The organism is Hymenobacter negativus (assembly GCF_016056375.1).
GTDB classification, from domain to species: Bacteria; Bacteroidota; Bacteroidia; order Cytophagales; family Hymenobacteraceae; genus Hymenobacter; species Hymenobacter negativus_A.
This window is the reverse complement of the sequence record NZ_JAEDAE010000007.1, coordinates 90,342-103,741: the sequence shown is the minus strand read 5'-3', so window position 1 is coordinate 103,741 and position 13,400 is coordinate 90,342. Positions and strand designations below refer to the sequence as shown.

Below are 13,400 nucleotides of genomic sequence, written 5' to 3'. Positions count from 1 at the left end.
CTGTTCCAACCTTCCAAAATTTCGCCATGCCTTCCGTTCTGATTTCCGTCGTCAGCTGGAACAGCGCCGACGTCATTGAAGCCTGCCTGCGCTCGATACTGGCCCAAACGTATGCCGACTTTGAGGTGTGGGTGGTGGACAATGCCTCGGCCGACGACACCTGCGCCCGTGTGGCCGCCCTGGCCGCCACCGATGCCCGTGTGCGCCTGCACCCGCTGCCGCGCAACACCGGCTTCTGCGGCGGCCACAACTACGCCCTCGACCGCACCACTTCGGAGGCCGTGCTGCTGGTGAACCCCGATATTGAGATGGCCGTGAACTACCTGGGCCGGGCCATGGCCACGCTGCGCGCCCACCCCGGCGCGGGCACCGTGTGCGGGCTGCTACTGCAAAACCCGGGTGCCGCCCCGCGCATCGACAGTACCGGGCTAGAGGCCTTGCCCGATGGCCGCTTCCGGCTGCGCCACCACGGCCAGCTGCTCTCCGAAACGCCCCTCACGGCCGGCCCGGTAGATGGGGCCGATGGCGCGCTGCCGCTTTATCGCCGCGCCTTCATCGATGATTTGCGGGTGGACGGGCAGTTTTTTGACGAGCGTTTTTTCGCTCACAAAGAGGATTGGGACATTGCCTGGCGCGGCCGTCTCTATGGCTGGACCACGCTGTTTGAGCCCGCCTGCCGGGCCCTGCACCCGCGCGAGTTCCGGCCCGCCGACCTGCGCCGCCGCCTGCGCCTGAACGGCACCATCAAGGCCGATGCTGTGAAAAACCAGTGGCTGCTGCTGCTCAAAAACCCGCCCACCCGGCAGCTGCCGGGCCTGTGGCTGCGGGCGCTGCCCCGGCAGCTGGGCATTCTGCTCTACTGCCTGCTGCTGGAGCGGCATTCGCTGCGCGCCTACCGCTACGTGTGGCAACACTGGCGCGGCATCTGGGCCACGCGGCGGCGCATTCAGCAGCGGGCAGCTCAGCCGGGACCAGCGCGGCGCGCGCACCCCGAACGCCGGGTGGCCGAACCGGTGTAGCCCGGTCCGCAACCGGCATGCATTCGCTCACTTGGCGGGAAACTTTATGAGAAAATTAATATTTTTTGTTTAATTATATATATTATATTTGTTATAACTCATCTAGGGATATAGGCAGGCGATGCCAACATCCGGGCGAGCCGACGAAGTACCCACTTTAACGCTTTCCAGATATGAAAATCAAGGTCTACTTACCGCTGTTAATCAGTCTTTTCACTTGGATTAGCCCCTTATTGCCCACTCAAATAATTGGCACAGGCACAGCGGCGGCGGCGGCCTCCATCACGGGCTTCACCCTGGTGAATGCCGACACCGACACCGACCTTTTTGCCATGACGCCGGGCATGGTAATAGACCTAGCTACGCTCCCCACCCGCAACGTCAATATCCGGGCCGATACCGACCTGCCCCTGCCGGGCAGCGTGGTGATGAACCTGACCGGGGCCCAAACCCGCAACGAGACGCAGGATTTTGCGCCCTACGCGCTGTTCAGCGATTATCAGGGCGACTATTTTCCGTGGTCGCCGCCCGTGGGCAGCTACTCGCTGCTGGCCACGCCCTTCGACGACCCGGGCGGGACGGGAAACAGCGGCGCGCCGCTCACGCTCAGCTTCACGGTGGTAAATTCGGTGGGCGGCATCACGAGCTTTACGCTGGTGAATGCCGATACCGATACCGACATTCAGACCATGACGTCCGGCATGACGCTCACGCTGGCCTCACTGCCCACTTCCAACCTGAACATCCGGGCCAACACCAACCCGGCCACGGTAGGCAGCGTGACTTTTGACCTCACCGGCCCCCAAACTCATTCGGGCATCGAAAACCAGGCTCCATATGCGCTGTACAGCGATTTGAACGGGGATTATGCCGCCTGGACGCCAGTAAGCGGCACTTATACGCTCACGGCCATGACTTTTGACGCGGCGCAGGGCGGTGGCACCCAGGGGTCGGGCCTCACCATTAGCTTCGTGGTGGTGGCTCCCGCGCTGCCGGTGCGCCTCACGGCGTTTCTGGCCGAGCCGCTGCAAGCAGGCGCGGTGCAGTTGCGCTGGAACACAGCCACCGAGGAGCAGAACAAGGAATTCGTGGTGCAGCGCAGCGTCGATGGGCGTGAATTCATCTCGGTGGCCCACCTGCCCGGCCACGGCAACACCATTCTGCCGCAGACCTACCAATACATCGACAAGCAACTGCCTTCTAACCTGAGCAAGCTGTATTACCGACTGCAGCAGGTGGATGTGGACGGCACGAGCACCTACTCGCCGGTGCGGGTGGTGACCGTGGTGCCTGGTGCGGCTCCGGCTCCGCTCCAGGCCTACGTGCCTACGCCGGCCGATGGCCTGCTGCACTACACTTTCCTTGGGCCTGCTACCGGCACCGAGGAACTGGTGCTGTATTCCATCATGGGGCAGCGGCTGGGGCGGTACCGGCTGGCGGCTTCGGGCAGTGGCACACTGCCGGTGACTGGGCTGGCGGCTGGCACCTACGTGCTGCACCTCACCAATGCGGGCGGCAGCTACGCGGGCCGCTTTGTGCTGCCGTAGCTGAGCCAACGCGGCAAACAAGCCGGGCCATCAGGCTGACTACGCTCAGTCTGATGGCCCGGCTTGTTTCGTAATGCCTATCCCGTACCCAAGCCACAAGCCAAGCGGTTTGCCCCAGCGCTACTCCCGGGTAAACGTGCGCCGTACCTGCCCGGCAGCCGTCTCCAGCTCTAGCTGGTAGAGGCCGCCGGGCAGGCTGACCAGCTCCACGGTGGCCTGCCCGGTGGGCATGGAGCCCTGCCGCAACACCTGGCCCAGGGAATTGCGCACGCGGTAGGCGGTGGCGGCCTGACCCATTATGAAAAGCCGCTCCCGGGCGGGGTTAGGGTAGAGCGACACCAGCGCGGCCGCCGGCCCCACCGCCACCACCGGCGAGTAGGTGGCCGCGCCGCTCACATCTACCTGCCGCAGGCGGTAGTACGACGTGGACACCGGGGCCAAGGCATCGAGCACGGTGTAGCGGGTGGGCAGTAGCGTAGTGCCATGTCCCGGCACGCTGGAAATGGTGACAAAAGCCACGCCATCGGGGCTGCGCTGCACATCGAAGCGGGCATTTTGCTCTTCGGTGGCGGTGGCCCAGTGCAGCCGCACGCCAGCAGCCTGGCGCTGGGCGGCGAAGCTGGTGAGCACCACGGGCAGCGCCTCGGCGGACATGAATACCTGCTGAAACGCGACTTGCTGCAAGGCCACGGCGGTGGGACCGGTGATGTCGAGGGCCACGGCGGCCTGCTCGGCGGGGCCGAGCGTGCGCGGGTCGAGGCCGGTGAGCTGAGCAAACAGCACGCAGGCGGCCAGGTACGAGCCCCACTTGCTGGCGTGCAGGTTGTCGGGCCCCCACAGGCTGAGCAGGCCGGGGTTGGAGTTGTTGTACGGGTTACGGACGGCGACGCCGGCCTGTATGGCCCGCAGCCAGGCATCGCCCACGGCGGCCACGGCGGCGATGCGCGGATTTTGGCCGGCCAGGTAGGCGTAGGCCCGGCGCAGGTCACGCGCCATGGTATCAATGGGCAGGCCCGAATACGGCTGACCGGCCGGGTAGGTCATATCGGCCCGGGCCCAGGTCTGGAACAAGTAGACCCTGGCGGCGGGGCTGCCGGCGTGCACGGCCTGTTCGAGGCGGGTGGCGTAGTTCAGAAAATCGGCGGGGCGGCCAGTGCGGGCCACGGGCAGGGGCTGGAAGCTATTCTCCTGTAGCACCACTTGGTCCCAAGGGCCTTGCTGCATCACCCCCAGTGCATTGGTGTAATGGTAGGAGAGCGCGGCGGCGCTCACGGCCTCCATGTGCACGTCGTAGGCCCGGCCGGCCTGGTCGGTCATTTTTTTGAAAATACCTGGCACGCCTCCCCAAGGGCCGGGCATGGCCGGGTCGGCCTGGTAGCGGGGGCTGCTGGGTGGCAGGCCGTAGTTTTCGTCGGTAATACCAGCGGCGTTGTAGTTCAGCACCGGGGTAGTATTGCCGTGCGTGAAGCTATTGCCGACAAACAGAATGCGCGTTTGCGCGGTGGCTGGCGCGGCCAATAGTCCGGCGAAGCAGCCGCTTAGCAGCCACAGCGTGTGTAACCGATGCACCATACCACAGACCTGAACGGTGAAACATAGAGGGGATGAAAAAATCCCCCGTGGCCCGGTCCGGGCCACGAGGGAAAGCAGTGGGGTCGCAGGGACTACTGCCGCAGCAGCTTGAGCTGGGCGGCGGCGTGGTCGTTTTCGAGCAGCAGGTAATAGAGCCCGGCGGCGTTGATTTCATGGGAGAAATCGAGGCGCTGCACCGGGGCATCGGCCGGGAGGGTGCCGGTGGCCACGGTGGCCCCCAGCGCTGTGAGCAGGCGGTAGCGCACCGCGCCATGCAGGGCATCGGGCAGGCGCAGGAAGTAGCGACCATCGGCGGATGGGTTGGGGTAGGCAGCCGCCTGCCCAAGGGATGGCCTGGTGGGCGAAGCAGCCGTAGCCGCCGCGACGCGGGCCGCTTGATTGGTCACCGTGAAGCTCACGCTGAGCGGGGTGCCCGCCGTGCCGCCATTGTCAGCGGCGGAGTAGGGCGTGACGGTGAGGGTGTAGCTACCCACCGCAATGGCCGGCGTCCAGGGATTGTAGTCGCCGTTGGAATCAGCAAATAGGGCGTAGGGGGCTAGATTTTCGTTGTGATTCACCGACTGCGCGCCGCTGAGCACAAAGAGCACGCTGCCCACGGTGGCTGGGCTGGTGGTGGCCCGCACCGTGAGATTGGGCGTGGGCAGGGTGGCCAGGTTCAGCACCGCGCCCGTGGTCAGGGGTTGGATGTCGACGTCGGAATCGGCATTCACCAGTATCAAGCTCGTCACCTGCTGGCCACTGGCGGTGAAAGTAGCGGTGATGGTCTTGTTGGCCGTCATGGCCACGGTGAGCGGATTGGTGGTGCCCGTGGCGCTGCCGCTCCAGCCCGTGAACGTGTAGCCAGTGGCGGGTGTGGCCGTGAGCACCACATTGGTGCCGCTGGCGTAGTTGGTTGCGTTCGGGTTTTTCGTTACCGTGCCGCTGCCCACGGTATTCACGGTGAGGGTGTAGTTTGTTGGCGTGGCGGTGAAGGTGGCCGTGATAGACTTGTTCGCGGTCATGGCCACGGTGAGCGGATTGATGCTGCCCGTGGCCCCGCCGCTCCAGCCCGTGAACGTGTAGCCGGTGGCGGGTGTGGCCGTGAGCACCACATTGGTGCCACTCAGGTAGGTGGTCTGGTTCGGGTTTTTGGTGATGGTGCCGCTGCCCACGGTGGCCGTGGTAAGCGTGTAGGTGGTCGTTGTTGCAGTGAAGGTGGCCGTAATGGTTTTATTGGCCGTCATGGTCACCGTGAGCGGATTGGTAGTACCGGTGGCCCCGCCGCTCCAGCCGCTGAAAGTATAGCCCGCCGCCGGCGTGGCCTGGAGGCTGACCGTGCTGCCGCTGGCATAGCTGGTCTGGTTGGGCGTTTTGGTCACGGTGCCGCTGCCGGTGGTGTTCACGGTGAGGGTATAAGTAGGCACGGCGGTGAAGGTGGCGGTGATGGACTTGTTCGCGGTCATGGCCACGGTGAGCGGATTGGTGCTGCCCGTGGCCCCGCCGCTCCAGCCCGTGAACGTGTAGCCGGTGGCGGGTGTGGCCGTCAGCATCACATTGGTACCGCTGGCGTAGCTGGCCGCGTTCGGATTTTTCGATACCGTGCCGCTGCCCACGGTATTCACGGTGAGCGTGTAGGTGGGGCCCGCCTGGTCGATTACGCTGAAGGCCAGCGTGAGCGGCGTGCCGGCCGTGCCGCCACCCCCGGCATTGGTGAAGGGGGCGGCCGTGAGCGAGTAGCTGCCCACGGGCGGCGTCCAGGGGGCGTAGGCGCCGCCAGTGTCCGAAAACAGCGCGTAAGGCGCCACCGACTCGGTCTGGTTCTGGGTTTGGGCGCCGCTCAGCGCGAAGACCACGCTGCCCACGGTGCCGGGGTTGGTATTGGCCCGGATGTTCAGGTTGCGGGTGGGCAGCGTGGCCAGGTTCAGCGTCGCGCCAGCGGTCAGGGTCTGAATGTCGGCGTTGCTGTCGGCACTTACCAGGGTAAAGCTGGTCAGCTGCTGCGTGGAAGTGGACGTGAAGGTGGCCGTAATGGATTTATTGGCGTTCATCGTCACCGTGAGCGGATTGGTGGTGCCGGTGGCCCCGCCGCTCCAGCCCGTGAAGGCAAAGCCTGCCGCCGGCGTGGCCGTCAGCGTCACGTTGGTGCCGTTGGCGTAGGTGGTCTGATTGGGGCTTTTGGTGATGGTGCCGCTGCCAAACACGGCCGTGGTGAGCGTGAATGGCCCCGGCGTGCCGGTATCCGTGACGGTGAAGCTGACGGTCAGCGCCGTGCCCGGCGTGCCGGTGCCGCCGCTGCCCGAGTACGGCGTGGCCGTGAGCTGATAATTGCCTACCGGCGGCGTCCAGGCGTTGTAGTCGCCATTCACATCACTGAACAGCGCGTAGGGCGCTACCGACTCGGTCTGGTTCTGGTTTTGGGGGCCGGTGAGAGTGAAGACCACGCTGCCGGTAGTGGCCGGGTTGGCATTGGCCCGAATGTTCAGGTTGCGGGTGGGCAGCGTGGCCAAGTTCAGAATTGCGCCGTTGGTCAGGGGCTGAATGTCGACATCGGTCGCGGCATCGGCATCCACCAGCGTGAAGCTGGTGGCGTTGCAATTGGGGTCGAGGCGCACTTCCTGGGTGGTCGAGAGGCCCCCGGCATCGGTCACCGTGAGCACAATGCGGTAGTAGTAGGTTTCGGTGCCACAGCCGTAGGGCACGATGGTGGTGCTGGTCTGCCGGGTGGTGTCCACCGGGTCGGGGTGCTCGTGGCTCTGGTGGTGCAGGATGGTCTGCCACTGGTAGCTGAGCAGGTGTCCGCTCTGCTCGGCATCGGTCACGGTGGCCGCCAGCTGGTAGGTGGTGTTGCCCGTGAGTGGGTACAGCGTGCCTACGGCCGGGCTGGTGATGGTGACCTGCGGCGGCGTATTATTGGCCGAAATCGTCAGCGTTGCCTGGTTACTAAGCCCCTGCGGGTTGGTCACGGTGAGCGTGACGGTGTAGTTGGTGGGGGCCGAAGTGGGCGGCGAAAACGTGTGGCTGGGGTTGGCACTGGTGCTGGTGGCCGTGCCGTCGCCGAAGTTCCACAGGTAGGTCAGCGCCCCGCCGTTGGGGTCACTCGAGCCACTGCCGGTGAACTGCACCGCGAGCGGGCCGGGGCCGTAGGTTTTATTGGAAGTGGCCACGGCCACCGGCGGGCTGGCCGTGGTCACGTAGCTGATTTTGCGGATTTCCGACGGATAGAAGTTGACGTAGAACAGCCCAGTTTCGCCCGGGCTGGTGGCAAAGGCCACCGGCACGGCCCCGCTGGGCACGAAGTCGCCCACCGCACTGGGCTGGTTGCTGCTGTTCACGGTCAGGTTTTTAACCCAGCCGCCCACATAATCGCCAAAAAAGTAGGTATTCCGGTACTGCAGTGGGAAGTCGGTGTAGGGATAGAACACCCCGCCCGTAGACGCGCTGCCCCCAAACTGCGAGCCCGTCACCGGCGAGCCCGCCGCCCCGATGTTGGCGGTAGTGGCCGTGCTGCCGCTGAAGGTGCCCGTGCGCGACGGCCCGGTGGCCGGGTGTCCCCAGTCGATGAGCGGCCGGACGTGCACGAAGGTGGGAATGCTGCTGGGCACTGTCTGGGCCGTGTTGCAGGAATTGGGGAACGTGGCCGTGCCCGTGGGCGTGGCCTGCTTGATGAGGTCCTGGAAGTAGAAAAACTGATTGGTGCAGCCGCCCGTATTGTAGAGCGGGTTGGGGGCGTCGCGGTTATACACGTTCGAGGTGGTGAAGGCGTCGTAGGGCGTCAGGCCCTCAAACAAGGGCCAGCCGAAGTTCTGCCGGGGGCCGCTCACCACATCCACTTCCTCCCAGTTGGCCGCGCCCACGTCGCCCAGGTAAATGGTGCCCGGGTTGCCTTGGGTGGGGTCGGTGCTGCCGGTGCCGGGCTTCAGCGTCATCCTAAACGGGTTGCGGAAGCCCAGGGCCCACACCTTGGAGCGGGGCGCGTCGGGGTTGGCGGCGTCGTAATACGGATTGCTGGCGATGCCATTGCCGTTGCTGGGGTCGAGGCGCAGGATTTTGCCGTTGTAGCAGTCCACCAGCTGGGCGCGCAGCGAGCCCACATCTTCCTTGGCTTTGATGATGCCATCGGCCAGGGCCTGGGGCGCGTAGGTGGCCGTCCAGGCCCCGAAGTCGGGGTATGGGTGAGCGCCGTCGCCGGTGGCCACCAGCAGGGTGCCATCGGAGCCGAACTGCAGCGCCGCCGTGACGTGGCCGTTGAAAGTGGACGGGATGCCGTTGGTTTTGGTAGCCCCGAGCAGGATTTTGCGGCTGGCCGGGTTCACGGTGTAGCCCGTGCCGCTGGGCGTGGCCGTGTAGCGTGTGAGCCGCCCGATGGTGGCGCTGTAGTAGTCGTTGGCCGTGGGGTCATAGCTGGCCGTGCCGAAGTTCATCAAATAGTGCCGGTCCACCACATAGAGCAGGTACATGTAGCCGTTGGTGTTGAAGTTGGGGTCGAGGGCAAAGCCCAGCAGACCCTGGTCTTCCCAGGCCCCTACTTCTTCGGTGATGTCGATGAGTTGCTGGCGCTGGCCGTTCACCACCACCCACACCTTGCCCGGCCGCTCCCAGACAAACATCTTGCTGCCCGTGCTATTGAAAGTAAGCCCCACTGCCTCATTCCAGCCCGAAGAAACGGTGGTGGAGGTAAAACCCGTGGGAGGAGTCTGGGCCTGCGCCCGGCCGCAACAGCAAGCCAGCAAAAATGCCAGCATAAAACAGGTGAGCGAAGATTTCATGGTGGTGAGAAAGTGGATTTGCAGAAAAAAAGACAGATTGAAAAGACCAGTTGGGCCGGCAACAGCCGGGATTATTGCCGCAGCAGCTTGAGGCGGGCCGTGAGACGGCCGTCGTCGAGCAGCAGGTAGCTCAGGCTGGTGCCCGACAGCGGCTGGGCAAAGTCCAGCTCGGCCGTGCGCGCGCCGGCCGGCAGCGTGCCCTGGGCCAGCGTGGCCCCCAGCACCGAAACCAGCCGGTAGCGCACCGCGCCTTGGAAGGTGCCCGGTAGCAGCAGGCGGTAGTGCCCGTTGGGCGAGGGATTGGGGTAAGCCACAGCCAGGGCCACACCGGAGAAACTAGTAGCCGCCGCCGCCACGCGCGCCGCCGCATTGCTCACGCTGAAGGTGATGGTGAGGGGCGTGCCGGCTGTGCCCGTGCCCCCGCCGCCGGTGTAGGGCCGGGCCGTGAGCGTGTAGCTGCCCGCCGCCGGCGTCCAGGGATTATAGGTGCCCGCCCCGTTGTCGCCAAACAGCGCATACGGGGCCACTGATTCGGTCTGGTTCTGGGTTTGGGTCCCGCTCAGGGCAAAGACCACGCTGCCCACCGTGGTCGGATTGGTGGTGGCCCGCACATTCAGGCTGCCGGGCAGCGTGGCCAGGTTCAGCGTCGCGCCCGATGTCAGGGCCTGGATGTCGGTGCCATTCGTGGCATTCACCAACACATAGCCGGTGAGCTGCTGCCCGCCCGAGGTAGCCGTAAAGGTGGCGGTGATGGTCTTGTTGGCCGTCATGGCTACCGTGAGCGGGTTGGTGCTGCCCGTGGCGCTGCCGCTCCAGCCCGTGAAAGCATAGCCCGCCCCCGGCGTGGCCGTGAGCACCACGTTCGTGCCGCTGGCATACGTGGCTTGGTTTGGATTCTTGCTCACCGTACCCGTGCCCGTGGTGTTCACCGTCAGCGTGTAGCTGGTGGTCGTAGTTGCGGTGAAGGTGGCCGTGATGTTCTTGTTTCCGTTCATCGTCACGGTCAATGGATTGGCCGTCCCCGTCGCATCCCCGCTCCAGCCGCTGAACTGGTAGCCCGCCGCTGGCGTAGCCGTCAGGCTCACGGTGCTGCCGCTGGCGTAGGTGGCCTGCGCGGGCGAGGCCACCACGCTGCCGCTGCCCACCGTGGCGGTGGTGAGCGTGTAAGTAGTCGGGGTGCCGCCGGTTTGCTGCCAGAGCTCGACGCCCGAGAAATTTGGCCAGCCGCCGGTACTGGTGAAGGCCACGCTGCCAGTTGCGGCCAGCGTCACGTTGTAAGGCCCTAGCCGCGCCCAGGTGCCGGCCGGGCCGGTGTTATAGTTGGCACGCACGCTCTGCCCGTTCAAGGACAGGTTAATCACCTCGGGGCTGTTGTCCTCCCACACGTAGAGGTAGGCCTGGTACGCGCCGGCCGGCACGGCCGAGAGCGTCACGCTCAGGTTGGGGCCGAACACCGCATCCCGAACCATGCTGGCCCGCGTGGCATCGGTGGCCGGAATCAGCGTGACGGCCTGGTTGGCAAAGGCCGAGCCGTTGGTCGAGTAGTTGGCCGCTGTGCTGCCGCCCCAGGCGTTGCCATCCAGCGTGAGGGCCGGCCCGCCCAGGTTGACGGCCCGGTAGAACGCGTACGAACCGCCGCCCGTAGTCGCCATGAACGTGGCCGTGATGGTCTTGTTGGAATTCATCGTCACCGTCAGCGGATTCGTCGTCCCGCTCGCGTCCCCGCTCCAACCGGAGAACTGGAAGCCCGCCCCCGGTGCGGCCGTGAGCGTCACGCTCGTGCCGCTGGCGTAGCTCGTCGCGTTCGGGTTCTTCGCCACCGTGCCCGTGCCCACCGTGGCCGTGGTGAGCGTGAACGGCCCGGGCGGGTTCGAATCCGTCACCGTGAAGTTTATCGTGAGGGGCGGGCGGGCGGTGCCGGTGCCATTGGCTCCGCTGTAGCCAGTAGCCGTGAGCTGATAATTGCCCACCGGCGGCGTCCAGGGGTTGTAGTCGCCGTTCACATCGCTGAATAGCGCAAAGGGCGCCGCTGATTCGGTCAAGGACTGGTTCTGCGGGCCGGTGAGGGCGAAGACCACGCTGCCGGTGGTGGTGGGGTCGGCATTGGCCCGAATGTTCAGGTTGCGGGTGGGCAGCGTGGCCAGGTTCAGAATTGCGCCGTTGGTCAGGGGCTGAATGTCGACATCGGTCGCGGCATCGGCATTCACCAGCGTGAAGCTGGGCGTGGTACAATCGGGGTCGAGGCGCACTTCCTGGGTGGTCGAGAGGCCCCCGGCATCGGTCACGGTCAGCGAAACGGTGTAGTAATAAGTTTCGGCCCCGCAGCCGTAGGGGCCAATGGTGGTGCTGGTCTGCCGGGTGGTGTCCACCGGGTCGGGGTGCTGGTGCGTGAGATGGTGCAGGATGGTCTGCCACTGGTAGCTGAGCAGGTGTCCGCTCTGCTCGGCATCGGTCACGGTGGCCGCCAGCTGGTAGATGGTGTTGCCCGTGAGCGGGTAGAGCGTGCCCGCGGCCGGGCTGGTGATGGTGACCTGCGGCGGCGTATTATTGGCCGAAATCGTCAGCGTTGCCTGGTTACTAAGCCCCTGCGGGTTGGTCACGGTGAGCGTAACGGTGTAGTTGGTGGGGGCCGAAGTAGGCGGCGAAAACGTGTGGCTGGGGTTGGCGGCCGCGCTGGTGGGCGTGCCGTCGCCGAAGTCCCAGCGGTAGGTCAGCGCCCCGCCGTTGGGGTCGGTGGAGGCGCTGCCGGTGAACTGCACCGCAAGCGGCCCCATCCCAAAGGTTTTATTGGAAGTGGCCACGGCCACTGGCGGGCTGGCCGTGGTCACGTAGCTGATTTTGCGAATTTCCGAGGGGTAAAAGTTGACGTAGAACAAGCCCGTTTCGCCCGGGCTGGTGCCGAAGAATACCGGCACGGCCCCGTTGTCCACGAAATTGCGCACCACGCTGGGCTGGTTGCTGGCATCCACGGTCATGCTCTTTATCCAGCCGCCCACGTAGTCCCCAAAGAAATAGGAGTTGGCGTAGGGGGCCGGGAAGTCGGTGTAAGGATAGAAAACCCCGCCCGTCACCGAATTCCCCCCAAACTGCGGCCCGCTCACCGGCGAGCCCGCTGCCCCGATGTTGGCGGTAGTAGGCGTGCTGCCGCTGAAGGTGCCCGTGCGTGCCGGCCCGGTGCTGCTGTGCGCCCAGTCGATGAGCGGCCGGGTGTCCACGAAGGTGGGGATACTGGCCGGAATCGATTGCGCCGTATTGCACGAGTTGGTGAACGTGGCCGTGCCGCTCGGCGTGGCCGCTTTGATGAGGTCCGTAAAGTAGAAAAACTGTTTGGTGCAGCCCCCTGTGTTGTAGAGCGGGTTGGGGGCGTCGCGGTTATACACGTTCGAATTGGTGAACGCCGGATATGGTGTCAGTCCTTCAAAAATCGGCCAGCCCAGGTTCACGCGGGGGCGGTCCACCACCGTAATTTCTTCCCAGGTGGAGGCCCCCACCATGCCCACGTAGAGCGTGCCGGGGTTGCCCTGCGTGGGGTCGGGGTTGCCGGTGCCGGGCCGTAGGCTCATGCGGAAAGGCGTGCGCAGGCCCAGCGTCCACACCCGGGAGCGGGCAGCGGCGGGGTTGGCCGCGTCGTAGAAGGGGTTGCTGGGTACGCCGTTGCCGGTGGCAGGGTCCAGACGCAGGATTTTACCACTTAGGCAGTCTACCAGCTGGGCGCGCAGGGCGCCCACGTTTTCCTTGGCGGAGATGATGCCATCGGCGAGCGCCTCCGCGTAGTACGTTTCGTTGTAGCTGCCTAAATCCGGCGCCCAGTGGGCCCCGTCACCGGTTGATACCAGCAAAGTGCCGTCGGTGCCAAACACCAGCGAGCCGGTGCAGTGGCCGTCGTGAACAGAGGGGATGCCCGTGGTCTTAGTAGCCCCGAGCAGGATTTTGCGGCTGGCCGGGTTCACGGTGTAGCCCGTGCCGCTGGGCGTGGCCGTGTAGCGTGTGAGCCGCCCAATGGTGGCGCTGTAATAGTCGTTGGTGGTAGCGCTATAATTGGCCGTGCCGAAGTTCAGCAGGTAGTGCCGGTCCACCACATAGAGCAGGTACATGTAGCCGTTGGTGTTGAAGTTGGGGTCGAGGGCAAAACCCAGCAGGCCGTGGTCGCCCCAGGCCCCTACTTCTTCGGTGATGTCGATGAGCTGCTGGCGCTGGCCGTTCACCACCACCCACACCTTGCCCGGCCGCTCCCAGACAAACATCTTGCTGCCCGTGCTATTGAAGGTGAAGCCGACGGCTTCATTCCAGCCCGAGGAAACAATGGTGGATGTGAAGCCCGCAGGCGGTGTCTGCGCGCGCAGTGGCTGGCCGCCCACCAGCAGCAAGGCGCAAAAAACAACAATTAAAACACTTTTCATGGCGAAACTGGTGCGGATGCATCGGATATAAGCGTGAGGTGGATGAAGAAATGAATAGGTATCGATGGCTGCTGCAGCACCGGCCGGAGCCTAGCA

General features: G+C 65.0%; 5 protein-coding genes. 2 read left to right on the top strand and 3 right to left on the bottom strand.

The window, feature by feature from the left end:
* Positions 1-26: 26 nt before the first annotated feature.
* Positions 27-1,019 (top strand): glycosyltransferase family 2 protein, encoded by a 993-nt coding sequence (locus tag I7X13_RS15095; protein ID WP_198067397.1) that lies wholly within the window; start codon positions 27-29, stop codon positions 1,017-1,019.
* Positions 1,020-1,252: 233 nt separating this feature from the next.
* A complete protein-coding gene (locus I7X13_RS15090) occupies positions 1,253-2,566 on the top strand; it encodes a T9SS type A sorting domain-containing protein (protein ID WP_198067396.1) in 1,314 nt (437 codons plus the stop codon).
* Between the two features lie 120 nt (positions 2,567-2,686).
* Here the strand turns inward: I7X13_RS15090 and I7X13_RS15085 are convergent, their stop codons facing one another.
* The 3 genes from I7X13_RS15085 to I7X13_RS15075 form a co-directional block, all read right to left on the bottom strand.
* Complete coding sequence (locus I7X13_RS15085) at positions 2,687-4,138, bottom strand: T9SS type A sorting domain-containing protein (protein ID WP_198076132.1); 1,452 nt, start codon at positions 4,136-4,138, stop codon at positions 2,687-2,689.
* 92 nt (positions 4,139-4,230) lie between these two features.
* Positions 4,231-8,904 carry an InlB B-repeat-containing protein gene (locus I7X13_RS15080; protein WP_198076131.1) on the bottom strand — a complete coding sequence of 1,558 codons (4,674 nt, stop codon included), beginning with the start codon at positions 8,902-8,904 and terminating at the stop codon, positions 4,231-4,233.
* A 71-nt stretch (positions 8,905-8,975) separates the two neighbouring features.
* A complete protein-coding gene (locus tag I7X13_RS15075) occupies positions 8,976-13,304 on the bottom strand; it encodes an InlB B-repeat-containing protein (RefSeq protein ID WP_198076130.1) in 4,329 nt (1,442 codons plus the stop codon).
* Positions 13,305-13,400: the final 96 nt, after the last annotated feature.